General features: G+C 45.7%; 16 protein-coding genes. 15 read left to right on the plus strand and 1 reads right to left on the minus strand.

Annotated elements, in window-relative coordinates; all coding sequences use genetic code 11:
* The first annotated feature begins 110 nt into the window (after positions 1-110).
* The 4 genes from dapF (at position 111) to NST94_RS11865 (ending at position 5,082) form a co-directional block, all read left to right on the plus strand.
* Complete coding sequence (gene dapF / locus NST94_RS11850) at positions 111-947, plus strand: diaminopimelate epimerase (RefSeq protein ID WP_076129138.1); 837 nt, start codon at positions 111-113, stop codon at positions 945-947.
* A 146-nt stretch (positions 948-1,093) separates the two neighbouring features.
* Positions 1,094-2,755, plus strand: a complete 1,662-nt coding sequence (locus NST94_RS11855; protein WP_076310393.1) for a spore germination protein — start codon at positions 1,094-1,096, stop codon at positions 2,753-2,755.
* On the plus strand, positions 2,673-3,959 hold the full coding sequence (locus tag NST94_RS11860) for a Ger(x)C family spore germination protein (RefSeq protein WP_081387714.1): 1,287 nt from the start codon (positions 2,673-2,675) through the stop codon (positions 3,957-3,959). Before NST94_RS11855 ends, NST94_RS11860 begins: the two co-directional genes overlap by 83 nt.
* Before the next feature lie 22 nt (positions 3,960-3,981).
* A complete protein-coding gene (locus tag NST94_RS11865) occupies positions 3,982-5,082 on the plus strand; it encodes a GerAB/ArcD/ProY family transporter (protein WP_248548081.1) in 1,101 nt (366 codons plus the stop codon).
* On the opposite strand, the gene NST94_RS11870 is transcribed toward NST94_RS11865, so the two are convergent.
* On the minus strand, positions 5,055-5,312 hold the full coding sequence (locus NST94_RS11870) for a hypothetical protein (protein ID WP_036686181.1): 258 nt from the start codon (positions 5,310-5,312) through the stop codon (positions 5,055-5,057). The two genes, NST94_RS11865 and NST94_RS11870, sit on opposite strands and share 28 nt — an antisense overlap.
* A 185-nt stretch (positions 5,313-5,497) precedes the next feature.
* On the opposite strand from NST94_RS11870, the gene NST94_RS11875 reads away from it, so the two are divergent.
* The 11 genes from NST94_RS11875 (at position 5,498) to rlmN (ending at position 17,598) form a co-directional block, all read left to right on the plus strand.
* Entirely contained in the window at positions 5,498-7,366 is a 1,869-nt protein-coding gene (locus tag NST94_RS11875) for a bifunctional homocysteine S-methyltransferase/methylenetetrahydrofolate reductase (RefSeq protein WP_339282145.1), read from the plus strand.
* A 38-nt stretch (positions 7,367-7,404) separates the two neighbouring features.
* Positions 7,405-8,298, plus strand: coding sequence for a YicC/YloC family endoribonuclease (locus tag NST94_RS11880; RefSeq protein WP_076129143.1), 894 nt, complete (start codon positions 7,405-7,407; stop codon positions 8,296-8,298).
* Between the two features lie 48 nt (positions 8,299-8,346).
* Positions 8,347-8,607, plus strand: coding sequence for a DUF370 domain-containing protein (locus NST94_RS11885; RefSeq protein ID WP_006209218.1), 261 nt, complete (start codon positions 8,347-8,349; stop codon positions 8,605-8,607).
* Positions 8,608-8,626: 19 nt separating this feature from the next.
* Positions 8,627-9,196: a guanylate kinase gene (gene gmk / locus NST94_RS11890; protein WP_076129144.1), complete on the plus strand. Its 570-nt coding sequence runs from the start codon at positions 8,627-8,629 to the stop codon at positions 9,194-9,196.
* A gap of 51 nt (positions 9,197-9,247) precedes the next feature.
* Positions 9,248-9,448 (plus strand): DNA-directed RNA polymerase subunit omega, encoded by a 201-nt coding sequence (gene rpoZ / locus NST94_RS11895; RefSeq protein WP_036686188.1) that lies wholly within the window; start codon positions 9,248-9,250, stop codon positions 9,446-9,448.
* Positions 9,449-9,664: 216 nt separating this feature from the next.
* Positions 9,665-10,900 carry a bifunctional phosphopantothenoylcysteine decarboxylase/phosphopantothenate--cysteine ligase CoaBC gene (gene coaBC / locus NST94_RS11900; RefSeq protein WP_280752782.1) on the plus strand — a complete coding sequence of 412 codons (1,236 nt, stop codon included), beginning with the start codon at positions 9,665-9,667 and terminating at the stop codon, positions 10,898-10,900.
* Positions 10,900-13,431, plus strand: coding sequence for a primosomal protein N' (gene priA, locus NST94_RS11905; protein ID WP_076275857.1), 2,532 nt, complete (start codon positions 10,900-10,902; stop codon positions 13,429-13,431). Before coaBC ends, priA begins: the two co-directional genes overlap by 1 nt.
* An 85-nt stretch (positions 13,432-13,516) precedes the next feature.
* Positions 13,517-13,996: a peptide deformylase gene (gene def, locus NST94_RS11910; protein WP_036686193.1), complete on the plus strand. Its 480-nt coding sequence runs from the start codon at positions 13,517-13,519 to the stop codon at positions 13,994-13,996.
* A gap of 5 nt (positions 13,997-14,001) precedes the next feature.
* Positions 14,002-14,937 carry a methionyl-tRNA formyltransferase gene (gene fmt, locus NST94_RS11915; protein ID WP_076301809.1) on the plus strand — a complete coding sequence of 312 codons (936 nt, stop codon included), beginning with the start codon at positions 14,002-14,004 and terminating at the stop codon, positions 14,935-14,937.
* A 137-nt stretch (positions 14,938-15,074) separates the two neighbouring features.
* On the plus strand, positions 15,075-16,406 hold the full coding sequence (rsmB, locus tag NST94_RS11920; protein ID WP_256715957.1) for a 16S rRNA (cytosine(967)-C(5))-methyltransferase RsmB: 1,332 nt from the start codon (positions 15,075-15,077) through the stop codon (positions 16,404-16,406).
* A gap of 151 nt (positions 16,407-16,557) precedes the next feature.
* Positions 16,558-17,598 carry a 23S rRNA (adenine(2503)-C(2))-methyltransferase RlmN gene (gene rlmN / locus NST94_RS11925; RefSeq protein ID WP_036686196.1) on the plus strand — a complete coding sequence of 347 codons (1,041 nt, stop codon included), beginning with the start codon at positions 16,558-16,560 and terminating at the stop codon, positions 17,596-17,598.
* Positions 17,599-17,601: the final 3 nt, after the last annotated feature.

Here is a 17,601-nt window from a genome sequence, read left to right on the forward strand (position 1 = left end):
GGTATACTTGTTGCAGTTAACCGCTCATATGCTTGCGAAATGCTAAATTACACAGAACCTTAAGCTTAAGCGAATGCTAACATAACATAACCTTTAGGAGTGGACTTTTAATGGAATTTACAAAAATGCACGGCCTCGGTAATGACTTCATCGTTGTTTTCGGTGAGCAAGAGCTGCCAAGTAATGCAGCGGAGCTTGCTGTAACCCTATGCAACCGGTTCTTTGGAATCGGTGCTGACGGACTGGTATATATCCTTCCTTCTGAGCGTGGCGATTTCATGATGCGTATTATGAATTCTGATGGTTCGGAGGCGGAGCAGTGCGGAAATGCTATTCGCTGTGTCTCTAAATATGTATATGACCACGGACTGGTAAGCTCAGAGCAGATTGTAATAGAAACGATTGGTGCCGGAGAACAAAAGGTTACATTAAACGTGAAAGACGGTGTTGTGGAGACTGTAACTGTAGATATGGGCGAACCTGTATTGTCCGGTCTGCAAATTCCAGTATCTATTGATGCAGAGCCAGTGCTCTCTCAGCCGATTGAAGCGGACGGAACCGAATTTACGTTCACAGCGGTATCCATGGGAAATCCTCATTGCGTGATTTACGTAGAAGATGCAGTGAATTTTGATCTTGCCACATGGGGACCTAAGCTTGAGGTACATCCTTTGTTCCCGAGAAAAGTAAACGTTGAATTCGCAACGGTACTGGATCGGGGGAGAGTGGATATGCGTGTCTGGGAACGTGGGGCAGGACCTACGCTTGCCTGTGGCACTGGAGCCTGTGCAACCCTTGTCTCCTCTGTGCTGAATGATCTTACAGACCGGGCAGCTTGGATTAGTCTAAAGGGCGGCGATCTCTATATTGAATGGAATGAAGAGGATAATCATGTTTATATGACTGGACCTGCTGAGGTCGTATTCACGGGCAGTGTAGCAATATAAAAAATAATAAAAAAGGCAGTCCAAGAGCGCATTCTTGGACTGCCTTTTTTGTGTTTTTAACCTGATGTGACTTTAAGCAGCCGAATAATGGAAGGAGTAACCGAGAATAATACTACAATGTTTATGAGAGAAAGGAGGGGAGCTTGTTGAACATCAACGGGTTAACTAAAAGAAATAAATCCGGTAAGGGACAGCAAGCAGACCCGGCGGGTTCAGGTTCGGGAGCCAGATTAACCATTCATCTGGAGCAGACACTAAACAATATCATTACCGAGCTGGGAGATAGTCCGGATCTTAGAATCCGCCAGGTAAAGCTTGGTGAGCAATCCTTTGTTGAGGCTGCTGCGGTACATCTTAATGGTCTAGCTAAGACAGAAACCGTGAATCAATTTGTAATGGGTTCATTGCTCTCCATAACAGATGAGATGCTTAAGGAAAGTAATACTGCAGCAAATAATCTGAATGACCTCATTTTAAACCGTGCCCTGGAAATAGGTGAAGCGCAGCTGCAGGAGGATTGGAACGAGGTGCTGCTCGGAATTCTTTCTGGGAAGACACTGATTCTCATTGAAGGTTATGACAGTGGCATCATGTGTGAGACTGAAGGAGGGGAAGCTCGTTCTGTCACTGAACCCTCCACTCAGCTAGTTGTGCGTGGTCCAAAGGATAGCTTTGTTGAATCTTTGGCTACGAATGTCTCATTAATACGCAGAAGAATAAGATCACCCAAACTAAGACTCGAGCATGTGAAGATCGGGGCGGTAACTCAGACCGATGTGGTTTTTATGTACATCAAGGATACTGCGGACGAGAAGCTGGTTGAAGAAGTTAGAAAACGGCTGCAGCAGATTAATGTAGATGCCATCATGGAATCCGGTTATATCGAAGAGCTGATTCAGGATAAGACCTTTACCCCTTTTCCAACGATCAATAACAGCGAGCGGCCAGACGTGGCTGCAACGAATCTGTTAGAAGGGAGGGTAGTGATTGTCGTTGATGGCACCCCCTTTGTATTGATTTTGCCTGCGGTTTTCACTCTTTTTTTTCAGTCAGCTTCGGATTATGCGCAAAGGTTCGATATTGCTATTCTGATGCGAATTATTCGGTATATCAGTTTTATTGTGCTTATTCTAGGGCCTTCCGTGTATATAGCTTTGACGACGTTTCATTATGAGATGATCCCTACGACTTTGCTGATCAACCTGTTATCGCAACGGGAAAATGTGCCTTTCCCCGCTTTTGTCGAAGCTATTCTAATGGAAGGTGCGTTTGAGATCATCCGGGAAGCGGGAGTAAGAATGCCACGTGCAGTTGGGCAGACCGTATCTGTAGTAGGTGCTCTGATTCTTGGTCAGGCCGTGGTAGAGGCTGGAATTATTACGCCCGTTATGGTGATTGTGGTCGCGTTGACCGGGATTGCGAGCTTTGCCATTCCAGCGTATAACATGGCGATTGCGGGCAGAATTATCCGCTTTGGTTTTTTGATATTGGCCGGTATGTTTGGTTTTTACGGGATTACATTGGGTTTAATCGTACTGGTTGCACATATGAACAGTCTGCGGACTTTTGGCGTTCCTTATTTGTCTCCAATCGTGCCTTTGTCATCCAGAGGTCAGAAGGATGCTGTCTTAAGGCTGCCTTTGTGGGCGCTTGGCACAGCAGAACCAGCTCCTGCTACTGCGCAGCAAGGGAACATTTCAGAAGGGAAGGAGATCACAACCGGACATGAACAGAACCTATCTCCAAAAATTCTTGATAAGACTAAAGGGACACAGTCGCATAAGAAAGGAAAGCAAGATTCTGAGTAAATGCAATTTTTTCTTAGCAGGACTTTTACCTTGCGTATTGATCTGTCTTAGTCTCACAGGCTGCTGGGATAGTGTGGAATTAAACAGAAGAGCCATCGTTTCGGGTGTGTCCATAGATAGAGGACCTACAGAAGAAGAGAAATACGTAGTATCCTTTCAGGTTATCGTTGCTGACGAAATCTCTGGGAAGAACGCTAGAGGGACTTCACCTGTTTCGGTATATAAAGGTAGCGGCCGCTCTATGTTTGAAGCATTAGCCAATGCCTCACGTCAGACTGCACGTTTTTTGTCTTTAGGACATATTCGGGTAGTCATCATTTCCGAGAAGTTCGCGCAAGAAGGCATCAAGGATATCATGGATGTGCTGGAAAGGGAAAGTGAAACCCGGCTGACAAGCCTGATTTTTATTTCCAAGGGACAGCCTGCTAGTGAATGTATGACGACTATGACCGTGTTCGGAAGAATTCCATCCAACGATTTGGTGGAAAAGCTGCAGACGACCTCCAAGCAATTCGGATATAACTATCGGATGGAAGTGGATGATATTATCCGGGGGATACAGGTTCCTGGTGGGGGGCCAGTGATCAATGGCGTGCTAGTGACTGGAGATTTGGAGCAGAGGGAAAGTAATGATAATTTAAAAAAAATAAGACCGGAGGCCATAATAAAAGTTACGGGTCTTGCAGCTTTTAAAGAAGACAAGCTTAAAGGGTGGCTGCAAGGGGAGGATGCGATCGGTACCGTTCTGCTTAAGAATAAAATCTCTCAGATGCCGGTACTGGTCTCGATAGGTGAGAATGATTATATATCGTTTAATGTGTATTTATCACAGGTACATATCCACGCTGATGCGAAAGACATAGAGCATCCTATCTTCACGATTAACGTCACTCAGCAGGCTGGATTAAAGGAATCGCCCAATGGCTTGGATCTAACAGATCCAACGGTGTTAAATAATCTTTCGAAGCTTTTGGAAAAGAATATTAAAGAACAGATTCGCGCTGCCATAACAACTGCCCGTTCGTTAAAAAGTGATTATCTAGGTTTTGGTGAAGCAGCAGAAAGAGCTAATCCACGTGGCTGGAAACAAGTAAAAGATCATTGGGATCGTATATTTGAAACCTGCCAGATTAATATCAATACGGATGCTGTGATCAGGCATACGGATATGCGGAGTGATTCCTTTCAGTCCAAGTATAAGTAATGACGATAAAGGAGGGGCAGCTATGGGAAAAATAAAAATAGGACTACTCCAATTTTTCACGTTGACTTTGTTGTTTGAACTTGGAACAGCACTGGTAGTGAATCTTGGGATGGAGTCTGGTAAAGATGCGTGGATATCCATACTGCTCGGAAATTTGATCGGTTTGATTATTTTTTCGGGGTACACTTATTTATACAGAAAGTTTCCGGATCTCCCCTTAACGGCATATACCCGCAAGCTGCTGGGAAGATCCATCGGTACGGTGATTTCTGTTCTCTACATTATCCTTTTTCTCAATTTAGCGGGTCGTGATTTACGGGATGGAAGTTCCATGCTGGTTATGGCTACCATGCATCGCACACCTTTATTTGTTATATCTACGTTGATGATCTTATCTTCTGCGTATGTTTTGCATAAAGGAGTAGAGGTATTATCCCGAACTTCATTGGTATTCGCAACTCTCGTAATGCTGATCGGTATATTTTGCTCGATCATGCTGATGTTATCGGGCTCCATTAATTTGAATCGATTGCTTCCTGTTTTTGAGAATGGGTTCCAGCCTGTGATCGAATCTGTCATTCGCCAGAACTATATGTTCCCTTTTGGTGAAATGATTTGTTTTACCATGCTAATGCCCTATCTGAACAATGCTAAAAAAGGTCCTTGGGTCATCGGAGCAGGGATATTTGTTTCAGGTTTGCTCTTAAGTCTGACTATGATGCTGAATATCTCCGTGCTGGGCACAGATATTGTGAAACGTTCACCCCTCCCTCTGATGCCCACGATTAGCAAGATTTCAATCTCTGATTTTATTCAACGTGTGGATATTCTAGTAGTTATGGTGCTGATTATCGGCGTTTTTTTCAAAATGTCAGTGTTTTTTGCGGCGGCACTTATAGGGATTTCCGAATTGTTCAAAATTCCTTACCGGAGAATGGTCTATCCCTGTGCTCTGATCATTCTGTTCAGCTCGATGTTGAACGCGCGGAGCTTTACTGAACATATTAATGAGGGAGGGAGATTGTTATATACGATTTTCCCGTTCTTTATGGTGTTGATCCCTGTAATTCTTGTCATTGTTGCGGCGATAAGAAGTCATCTTTCCCCGCCACGTTCTGGTTGATGTCCTGTTTTCCAGTAGTAGATATCGGGGATGAACAAGCAGAGCAGCAAAATACAAGCCGTTGCTTTCTCAGAGGCGGTATAGAATAGATAATTAAGGATATAGCCGACGTTACCCAGCCCATAGCCATACAGCCAATCTAGCAAATAAATATACAATAAGCAGAGAGTGGCTAGCAGTAAAGTTACAGCGTATTTTCGGATCAGAAACTTTCTTGTTTTTTTCTTCAAAGTATTCTCTCCTTTATGGAAATATCAGCATTAACGTTAGTATGAAGCTTTTTATAGATGAACATGCATGGTGGATATTTTGGGCTAAATGCATTTCTTTTGGAAAGCTTATCATCCATACCGATTTATGTTACATTAGTATGAAACTAAAGTTAGAAACTAATGTGGCAGGGGAGGATCTTGTTGTGAAGCCGGATTTACGTTCCGCATGGGGAAATAAAGTATTAGTCGGAGACGGAGCGATGGGCACCTACTTATATCAGAAGGGTTTCCCGGTCGGCATTTCCTATGAAGAATTGAATTTGACCTCTCCGGGGGTAATCGAAGATGTTCACCGCAGCTATATTGAGGCAGGGGCAGTGCTGCTGGAAAGCAACACCTTCTCGGCGAACTATGACAGGCTGTCCAAATATGGTCTAGAATCCAAGGTTGAGGAAATTAATCGAGCCGGGGTTAGAATCGCTCGCCGGGCTGCTGGAGATCATGGGTATGTATTAGGAGCTGTAGGATCTATTCGTGCGGGCAAACGTGCGAATCTCTCTTCCACAGAGCTGAAAAAATATTTTACACAGCAGATTGCTGCATTGTTAGAAGAGGACGTAGATGGCATTATGCTGGAAACCTTCTACGATGTTGAGGAACTGCATTTAGCTCTAAGAACACTCCGCAAGATCAGCTCGCTTCCTGTAGTTTGCCAATTAGCTGTCGATGAAACAGCACGCACATTAGATGGATTAACTTTGCCGGAAGCTTTTCGTATTCTGGAAGGCGATGGCGCTGATGTTATCGGATTTAACTGTAACACGGGCCCGAACGGAATGAAGCGGGCGCTCAAAGCTGTACAAGGGAATCTGGTTCTGCCAGCCTCTGTTTATCCAAACGCGGGTGTAGCGGATTATGTAGACGGAGAATACAGGTACGGGGCTTCACCAGAATATTTTGGGCAAATGGCGCAGACTTTTGCGGAGATGGGCTGCCGGATAATCGGTGGTTGCTGTGGTACAACTCCGCAGCATATCGCAGAAATCTCGTCTGCACTGAAGAATTATGTACCGCAACCGCTTCCTAAATCGTTGCCACCTACTGTGGAGCGTGTATCGCTGCAAGATAATTTTGGCGATGATGATAGAGAGGGTAGAGAGCCGAACCTGGTTGATCTGGTAAAGGAACGACATACGGTTATTGTTGAGCTTGATCCACCGCGCGAATTGGATATCGCAAAGTTTATGCAGGGCGCAGAAGCGCTTAGAAGAGCAGGCGCGGATGCGTTGACACTCGCCGACAACTCTCTGGCTGTTACACGGATGAGCAATATGGCTTTGGGGCATTTGGTGCACGCTAAAACTGGACTTCGTCCGCTAGTGCATATTGCTTGCCGGGATCGTAATTTGATTGGTACTCAATCCCATTTGATGGGTTTTGATGCGCTTGGAATTGATCATGTGCTGGCCGTAACAGGTGATCCTGCGAAATTTGGAGATCTTCCCGGCTCAAGCTCGGTTTATGATTTAACCTCTTTTGAGATTATTAGAATGATCAAGCAGCTGAATGACGGGATTTCCTTCTCAGGTAAACCTTTGAAACAGAAAGCGAATTTTGTAATCGGAGCTGCATTTAACCCGAATGTTAAACATTTGGATAAGGCAGTGCAACGTCTGGAGAAGAAAATTGCCTCTGGTGCCGATTATATTATGACCCAGCCTGTCTATGATCAGGAACTTATCGTGAAGATAGCTGAGGCAACAGCACATCTGGAAATTCCCGTATTCATTGGGGTTATGCCACTGGCAAGCGGACGTAATGCAGAGTTTCTACATAATGAGGTTCCCGGTATTCAGCTTACGGACGATGTCCGCAACCGCATGAAGGGACTTGAAGGGGAAGCTGGAAGAGCAGAAGGTGTCGCTATCGCTAAGGAACTGTTAGATGTTGCTACTGCCCATTTTAATGGGATCTATCTGATGACTCCGTTCATGTTCTACGATATGAGCGCACAGCTAATGGAGTATGTGTGGGAGAAATCAGGACGCAAATTGTCCCCCTTGTTTCGCTAGTAATAATCAATTACAATAGTGTAATGGATGTGATTCCGTTGTCATTTAGCATGACCGGATACGGTCAATCGTCCCTGCAATTCGGCGGCTACAAGATTATGTTCGAAGTGAAATCGGTGAATCACCGGTACTGCGAAGTTGTACTGCGGATGCCCCGGGATTGGACGGGTTATGAGGATGTGTTGAGAAGAAAGGTTCAACAGCACATCAAACGGGGAAGAATAGATGTTACCATCAATAGAGAGCACGATGAGTCGACTGTTAGACCGGTTCTGAATCACTCTGCTGTAATGACCTATCTAAAGGCAGCAGAGCAGCTTAAGAATGAATATGGTTTGAGTGGTGAGTTGACTTTACGTGATATACTTTCTATACCCGGTATTATGGACAGCAAAGACGAGGCTGCGGGTGCCGTGTCTGCGACATTAGAAGACTACTCCGAAGTATTGGAGGCGGGACTTGAGCAGTGTTTGCAGTCTCTGCTGGAGATGCGCGCCCGTGAAGGAAGTTTTCTAGCCGCTGATATTGAACAGCGCCTGAACCATCTTGAGAACATGCATGCTGAAATGGTTGAACTTGCACCTGTCGTAATCATTGAATATCGAGAGAAACTTCGACATCGGTTAAATGAACTAAATGATGGGACGTTCGCTTTTGATGAGCATAAATTTGGGATGGAGATCGCTATTTTTGCAGATCGCTGTAATATTGATGAAGAGTTGACCCGGTTGTATAGTCATTTCGAGCAATGCAGAGCCCTCCTGAAGGGGAAAGGACCGGTAGGACGCAAACTGGATTTTCTCATTCAGGAGATGAACCGTGAGACGAATACAATCGGATCGAAATGCAATCATCTAACTCTCGTGGGTCTTGTGCTAGATATGAAAGCAGAACTGGAGAAGATTCGAGAACAAGCTGCGAACATAGAGTAATCGGGAATAGGTAATAGCATAGAACTTTATGGGGGGAACTACCGGAACATGGCAATCAAACTTATTAACATTGGCTTTGGAAATATTGTGTCTGCCAACCGCATTATTTCTATCGTCAGTCCGGAATCTGCACCAATCAAACGTATTATCCAGGAGGCACGTGATCGGCATATGTTGATCGACGCCACCTATGGCCGACGGACTCGTGCCGTAATCATTACAGATAGTGATCATGTCATCCTATCGGCTGTACAGCCGGAGACTGTGGCGCATCGCTTATCCAGTAAAGATGACGACAACGACGAATAACAACTAAATGGAGTGTATTATGTCAAAAGGATTGCTCATCATATTATCCGGACCTTCCGGCGTAGGTAAAGGTACTGTTTGTACAGCACTACGTCCGAAGATGCCCGAACTTGTCTACTCAGTTTCTGCTACTACTCGCAGTCCGCGTGCGGGTGAGGAAGATGGCGTCAACTATTTTTTCAAAAGCAAAGATGAATTTATGGCAATGATCGAAGCCGATCAATTGCTTGAATACGCGGAGTACGTAGGTAATTATTACGGTACTCCACGTGATTTTGTGGAGAGAACTCTCAATAGCGGCAAAGACATTATTCTCGAAATTGAGGTTCAAGGCGCTCTCAAAGTTAAAGAGAAATTTCCTGAAGGGATTTTTGTGTTCCTTCTTCCTCCATCCATGGACGAGTTGAAGGACCGCATTCGCGGACGGGGTACTGAGCATCCAGATGTGATCGATCACCGCATGACTGTAGCGGAGGATGAGATCAACTTAATGCAGCATTATGATTATGCTGTTGTGAATGATGAGATTGATCTGGCTTGTAAGAGAATAGAAAGCATTATTATCGCCGAACATTGTAAAGTCAGATAATTTATGCTGAAGGTCAAATGTATTAACAGTAAACTATGAAGAGGTGTCCCAGTGCTATATCCATCCATTGATGAAATGATGACTAAGGTTGACAGTAAGTATTCGCTCGTTGTCGCTGCTGCACGTCGTGCTAGACAATTGCGTGAGGGTGGCAAGACAGATGTGAAGAATCCTAGATCGCATAAATTTGTTGGTGTTGCTCTTGAGGAAATTTACGAAGATCGCATTACTCTAACCCGCGGTGAAGAGTAGTCTCAAGCATAAGTAATAATGACCTATTGTAGAAACGGATGCCGCCTATTTGTTTTGAGGCGCTGCCGTTTCTTCTTGGGTTATGGAGCATTTACGGGTCTTAAATTTATGATGAAAGCCCAGAACCGGGCTCTTTATGACAACCGGAAGGTTGTTATTTTTTTCTCGTCGTAAAGATAGCCATTCGTTGTAAGAGTAGGGAACAGGGGGGAGATCATGTTGAAGAGCTTGAAGGGGAAGACTATTTTACTTGGGATCACAGGAGGAATTGCTGCTTATAAAGCGGCGTCCTTGACCAGTAAGCTTGTCCAAAAAGGTGCCGAGGTCCATGTCATTATGACAGCTTCGGCGAAGCAGTTCATTACAGAATTAACTCTACAGTCACTATCGAAGCAACGAGTATACAGTGATACATTCCAGGAGAGAGATCCATCCTCCATTTCACATATTGATCTGGCAGATGCTGCGGATCTTGTGCTGGTAGCACCCGCGACCGCAAATATGATTGCCAAAATGGCGCACGGGATCGCCGATGATATGTTATCTACAACGCTGCTTGCTACTACGGCTCCTATTATGGTTGCACCAGCTATGAATGTTCATATGTATCAGCATCCAGCTGTACTTAATAATTTGAATATTCTCGCTAGCCGGGGCATTCAGTTTATTGAGCCTGGTGAAGGACTGCTGGCATGTGGATACGTTGGCAAAGGTCGGCTAGAAGAGCCGGAGGCTATTGTGAGTGTGGTTGAGAATTTTTTTGCACACCAAGCAAGCGTCGCATCCAAACCTCTTGAGGGTAAAAAAATCGTCATCACAGCGGGTGGAACGGTAGAACGCATTGATCCAGTACGTTATATCTCCAATGATTCATCAGGTAAAATGGGCTTCGCATTAGCACGTGCTGCGCGCGCAATGGGAGCTGAGGTAACGTTGATTGCTGCGCGTACAGATGAGGCTCCTCCACAGGATCCAGAGATTTCAGTCATTCGTGTTCAATCCGCACAAGAAATGTATGAAGCAGTTACCGCGCAGTGGGACAGCTGCGACATTATGATCAAGGCGGCGGCTGTATCGGATTACCGTCCGAAGCATAGTGAGCCTTCCAAGATTAAAAAAAGCGGAGAGACGATGACGCTTGAGCTTGTGAAGACAACGGATATTCTGGAAACACTCGGTAAGAACAAAAACAAGCAGTTTTTGGTTGGCTTTGCTGCGGAAACGGGCAATACGGAATATTATGCTAAGGACAAGCTGGTCCGCAAAAACTGCGATCTCATCGTTGCTAACAATGTAGCGGCTGCAGGAGCCGGATTTGGAGCGGATACGAATATCGTTTCGATATATGATGTGAATGGATTGGTGCTTGAATTGCCACAATTGTCGAAGGATGAGGTTGCTCGTCGTTTGCTGACGCTCGTGGCAGAGCGAATTACTGGAGCTTCATTATAATGGATATCGCCAAGGTCATTGTGGATGTGCCTGTACGCAGCACTGACCGGCCATTTGACTATAGTATTCCAGAATCCCTGAAATTATGGATTGAAGTGGGCAGTCGGGTAGCCGTTCCGTTTGGGCACCGGACAGTCCAAGGTTTTGTAGTTTCTTTAGAATCAGGCGAGACCCTAGTGAATCCTAGCCTGAAGCCAATCCAAGAAGTGTTGGATCTGCTCCCGCCTTTATCTCCTGAATTAGTTGAGCTTGCGGACTGGATGAGTAAAAGATATGCATGTAGACGAATTTCAGCACTGCAGGCGATGTTGCCCACCGCTCTAAAAGGGAAGGCAGAACGGCTGATTTCACTTGGAGATGTGCAGGAAGAGACAGCATTTCCAGAGGATGAATTGTTCCCAATGTTTGCGGACACAGGGGATGAGGAACGGCTAATCACAGAATTTATTGGACGTAGTGGCGAAGTTTCCATGAAGCAGCTTACTCGTGCATTTCCTGAGGCTGCTGAGACGGTGAAGTTCATGCTGCGGCGTGGAGTACTTATAGAGAGTCAATCCATTAAGGATAAAATGGGTAAGAAAAAGCTCAAGGCAGTCGATCTGGCGATAGGTGTCACTGCTGCCCGTGAGGCTTTGAACAAATTTCCGAAAAAATCAGCACGCCAGAAGGAAGTTCTGAGCTTTTTAGTTGATATGGAAGCTACACTCCCCATGGCCCTTAAAGAAGTTTTGTCTGCACTCCAAGTAACGGCAAGTACTGTAAAGGCCTTGGAAGAAAAAGGATTTATCGAGATCAGTGAAATTGAAGTCTATCGCGATCCTTATCAAGGGCGAGACTTTAAACCTACCGCACCTCTACCGCTCACAGCGGAACAAGAGGTCGTATATACAAGGATTTCTCGAACCGTAGAAGAGCAGCTTCACGAAGTATTTCTGCTTCATGGCGTTACGGGTAGTGGAAAGACAGAGATCTATTTGCAGTGTATTAAACGTTGTTTAGATCAGGGTAGACAGGCTGTTGTTCTTGTACCAGAGATTGCTTTAACACCACAAATGGTGGAGCGGTTTAAGGGGCGGTTCGGCAGCGGGGTCGCGGTTATGCATAGCCGGCTGTCTGTTGGTGAGCGATACGATGAGTGGCGTAAAATCCGTGAAGGAAAGGCCACAGTAGCTGTAGGCGCAAGATCGGCCGTGTTTGCTCCTTTCTCCAACTTAGGGTTGATTATTATGGATGAAGAACATGAGACCTCTTATAAACAGGAGGAGAATCCGAAATATCATGCCCGTGATGCTGCTATTCGTAGAGCAGAGCAGTGTGGGGCAGCTGTGATTCTTGGATCTGCCACGCCTTCGCTGGAAAGCTATCATGCTGCAAGATCGCAGAGTGATATTCATTTTTCACCGGTACTGCTGGAAATGCCTACCCGTGCGCTTGGAAATGAACTTCCAAAGGTGAACGTAGTAGACATGCGGGAAGAGCTTAAAGAAGGCAACCGTTCGATGTTCAGCCGAAAGCTTCATTCAGCACTGGAAGAGAGGCTGGAACGCGGAGAACAGACGGTGCTGCTGCTTAACCGTAGAGGTTTCTCAACCTTTGTCATGTGTCGTAGCTGTGGTTACGTAGCCGGTTGTCCAGAATGTGATATCTCACTAACATATCATAGCCGTAGTGACAATTTGCGTTGTCATTATTGTGGCCATGCTGAACCAGCACCTAAGCTTTGTCCGGAGTGTGGGAGTGAGCATATCCGGTTTTTCGGAACGGGTACACAGCGGGTGGAAGAAGAGCTTGGTAAGCTCTTCCCAGGCATACGAGTGATTCGTATGGATGTGGACACAACAACAGAAAAAGGCTCACATGAGAAGCTGCTGAACCAATTCCGGGACAAAAAAGCGGATGTTCTCCTGGGGACTCAGATGGTAGCAAAGGGACTGGATTTTCCAGATGTCACTCTTGTTGGTGTAATCACAGCAGATTCAGCATTGAACCTGCCCGATTTTCGCGCAGCAGAGAAGACATTCCAATTGCTTACACAAGTTGCAGGCAGAGCAGGCCGGCATCAGCTTCCAGGCGAAGTGGTCGTTCAGTCCTATACGCCAGAGCATTATTCCATTATTCATGCCAGCGGACATGACTATCTCTCTTTTGTACGTGAAGAGCTGAAGCATCGTAGAGGCCTCCATTATCCGCCGTATTGCAGACTCATCCTGGTCACATTGTCTCATGAACAGCTGCCGCTTCTACTGCGGATGGCAGAGAATTATGCTCTGAATCTTCAAGGAAAAGCCAGACAGCTAAGATGGTATGGAAGTCTCGATAAGCTAACCAGTGATGTGTTAGATCTGTTGGGTCCTGTGGCTTCACCTATCCCTCGATTAAAGGGTAGATATAGATTCCAGTGTATGATAAAATGGCGCGGCGCCATCGATGTAATTGGACTTGTCCGCCAAGTGGCTGAAGAGTTAGAGGATTCTGTACGGGATACTGGTCTTCAGATCAGCATTGATGTGGATCCGCAGATGTTGATGTAAATCCGTATCATGTTACAATGTAAAAAAAGAGCTTTATAAATTGACTTTAAATATAGAAATGTTCAGAACGGGAAGGTGTTTTGTAATGGCTATACGTTTGATCGTTAAGGAACCGGATGAAGTATTGCACAAAAAAGCTAAAGAAGTAGCTGTAGTTACTCCTAATGTTAAAAAATTGCTGGATGATATGGCACATACGATGTATGACGCTGAAGGAGTAGGGCTGGCGGCACCCCAAGTCGGAATTTTGAAACGTCTAATTGTGGTGGATGCGGATGAAGAGCATGGATTGATCAAAATGATTAACCCTGAAATCATCAGCATGGAAGGTGAACAGCTAGGACCAGAAGGATGTCTTAGTATTCCTGGCTTGAATGGTGATGTACGCCGTGCGGAGACTGTAACTGTACGTGGCCTTAACCGTGAGGGAAAAGAGATTACGATAACCGGCAGTGGTTTACTTGCCCGGGCTTTTCAGCATGAGATTGACCATTTGAATGGAGTTCTGTTTACAGATATCGCTGAAAAAGTGTACGAGATGACTGCTAACGAGACTGAGGAGTGAGGAATATGAAGATTGTTTTCATGGGAACTCCAGCCTTTGCGGTGCCAAGCTTGCAAATGCTGGTAGATGAAGGCTATGAAGTTGTAGCTGTCATCACCCAACCGGATCGTCCGCAGGGGAGAAAAAAGATCTTGGCTCCTTCACCAGTTAAGGAAGCCGCATTAGCTCTTGGATTACCTGTGCTTCAGCCTGAACGCATGCGTCGTCCTGAGGCAGTCGCTGAGCTGGCTGCATATGAGCCGGATTTGATCGTCACGGCTGCTTATGGTCAAATTTTGCCTAAAGCTGTGTTGGACTTACCGCGGAATGGTTGTGTGAATGTACACGGTTCGTTGCTTCCTAAATATCGGGGAGGTGCTCCGATTCAGCGTAGTATCATCAATGGTGAGAAAGTGACCGGCGTTACTTTGATGTATATGGCGGAAGGGCTGGATACCGGTGACATGATCTCTCGTGTCGAAGTGGCTATTGAGGCTGAAGATACCTCAGGAATTCTTTTTGAGAAGCTAAGCCTAGCGGGACGAGATCTGTTAAAGTCTGAAATGCCACGTTTAGTGAGTGGAAAAGTTCAAGCTGTTCAGCAAGACGATAGTGAGGCAACTTATGCTCCTAACCTTAATCGCGAGGATGAACGTTTGGATTGGAACGCTACCTCACATGACAACTATAATCGAATTCGTGGATTAGTTCCTTTTTCCGGCGCATTCACGCTCTGGAATGGTGAGACCTTTAAAGCTTGGGCTTCTAAACTGCCTGAAGAGCAGAAAGCAAGCGATAGTGCTCCAGGAACGGTGCTTTCTGTAACCGAGCAAGGTGTCGAAGTGAAAACAGGTGACGGAAGTCTGCTGCTGACAACGGTTCAACCTGCTGGCAAAAAAGCAATGAGTGCGGCCGATTTTAGCCGTGGTGCTGTTATGAAGCCAGGGACGGTGTTAGGGTGAGCGGCGGTGGAAATGGTGTTGGCCGATCAGCAGTAAATCCTAACGCTGGTAAGAGACAGGGGAACAATTCCAAAGCAGTTGGCAACAACGGCAGAGCTGGCAATAAGGGTAAGGTTGCCCCTGCTTCTGCCCGGGAAATCGCGCTTGATATAATGGTTAAAGTTGAGCAGCAAGGTGCATATAGCAATTTGCTGCTCAACAGCAGTCTACAGAAGGCGACACTTAGCAAAGAAGATGCCGGACTGGTCACAGAACTTGTTTATGGCTCTATTTCGCGGATGAACACCTTGGATTATGTGCTTGAAGGATTTGTTAGTAAAGGGATAGCTAAACTACAGCCATGGGTCCGTAATTTACTGCGGTTAAGTTTATATCAAATTATGTATCTGGATCGTATACCGTCCCATGCAGCTGTTAATGAGGCTGTTAATATAGCGAAGAAAAAAGGCCACCAGGGAATCTCAGGGATGGTTAACGGTGTGCTGCGCAGTGTGTTGCGCGCTGGTGATCTACCGGTTCTGCCTGAGGGGCTGAGTCAAGCGCAGCGGATATCGATATTATACTCACATCCGTTGTGGTTAGTGGAACGTTGGATTACCGAGTACGGTGTCGACACGGCGGAAGCGATTTGTGCATCTAATAATGAGCCGCCTGCGGTCAGTGTACGTGTGAATACAACGATGATCAGTCGTGAAGCTCTGCTGAACCAGATGATTGAACAAGGTCTGCAAGCTTCAGCATCTGAGGTTAGTCCCTATGGCATTGTTGTGAAAGGCGGCGGAAACCTGGCGCTCACCTCCTGGTATCGTGATGGATATCTCTCCGTTCAGGATGAGAGTTCTATGCTTGTAGCTGAAGCGGTAGCTCCGGAGCCTGGGATGAGGGTACTTGACTGCTGCGCTGCTCCGGGGGGCAAAACAGCACATATGGGCGAGCTCATGAAAGATGAAGGATCAATTTACGCTAATGATCTGCATTTGCATAAAGCGAAATTGATCTCAGATCAAGCAGAACGTTTAGGTCTTGATTGCGTATCTACAGGCAGTGCAGATGCGCTGGAGCTGGAGCACACTTTAGAGCATCAATCCTTTGATAGAATTCTTCTCGACGCACCTTGCTCTGGACTCGGCGTAATTCGCCGTAAGCCAGACCTCAAATGGCGTAAGCAGCCGGAAGATGTGGCTAGCGTAGCGTCATTGCAACGGGAATTGCTGCAGTCGGTCTCTAAACTGTTGAAACCGGGTGGCATTCTGGTATATAGTACCTGTACTACTGAACAAGCGGAAAATAGTGAAGTAGTAGCTGACTTTTTGAAGCAGAATCCTGACTTCACCGCTGTAACTTTTGCCTCCCCATTATGGGACAGGCTGGAGGGTACTGCGCTGGCTGAGGGTGAGGGAATTCAGCTGTTGCCTCATCATTATGGGAGCGACGGGTTCTATATTTCCAAGCTGCAGAGAGTCTTGTAATATAGCAAATTTTCTGACAATTGTAGTATCCTCCGCCCGCCGGGCTACCGTACGGCGGGCGTTTTCTTTTACCGTCTCTGAAATTTGTGTTAAAATAGGAAGAATGAGAAATAATACGCATATCCTTATGAAAGAACAGGTGTAGATAATAATGAAACCTTTAATATATGATTTTTCCTTAGAAGAGTTACAACAGTGGGCGAAAGACAATGGTGAGCCTGCTTTTCGTGGTGGACAAATTTTTGATTGGCTATATGTAAAACGTGTGAATGACTTCGAAGCAATGAGCAATTTGTCCAAAGGGCTTCGCCAGAAGCTGAATGAACAATTCTCTATTGCAGCGCTAACAGAAATTACTAAAATGGAATCTAAAGATGGAACTGTAAAATTCCTGTTTGGATTGCATGACGATCATGCTATCGAAACAGTTATCATGAAACATAATTATGGCAATAGCGTTTGTGTAACAACCCAAGTAGGGTGCCGAATCGGCTGTACTTTCTGTGCTTCCACACTCGGTGGATTAAAACGGGATTTGACAGCGGGAGAAATTGTAGCTCAGGTTGTTCGTTCCCAACAAATCCTTGATGCGCGCGGCGAACGTGTCAGCAGCATTGTTATCATGGGTACTGGTGAGCCGTTTGAGAACTATGATGCAACAATGAGATTCCTGCGTCTTATGATTCATGAGAAGGGCCTAAATATCGGACAACGGCATATTACTGTTTCCACCAGCGGTATTGTACCGAGCATTTATAAATTTGCAGAAGAAGATACCCAGATTAATTTGGCGATTTCGATTCATGCGCCTAACGACGCCTTGCGTTCAAAGCTAATGCCTGTTAACCGCCGTTTTCCGTTTGATGATGTAATTGAATCATTGCGTTATTATCAAGCTAAGACGGGACGACGTGTCAGCTTTGAATATGCCTTGATCGGCGGGGTAAATGACCAACCGGAGCATGCTGAGGAATTGGCTGGGGTGCTTAAGAGCATGCTGTGCCACGTCAATTTGATTCCGGTAAACCATGTGCCTGAGCGAAAATATGTACGTACTTCACGCAATGATATCTTTGAGTTTCAACGTATTTTGGCTGATAACGGGGTGAATGTTACTATTCGCCGTGAGCAAGGCCATGATATCGCGGCCGCATGCGGACAGCTGCGTGCCAAACATATGGAGTTGGGGTGAGGA

The organism is Paenibacillus sp. FSL H8-0282, assembly GCF_037963825.1.
Taxonomy (GTDB): Bacteria; Bacillota; Bacilli; order Paenibacillales; family Paenibacillaceae; genus Paenibacillus_AQ; species Paenibacillus_AQ odorifer.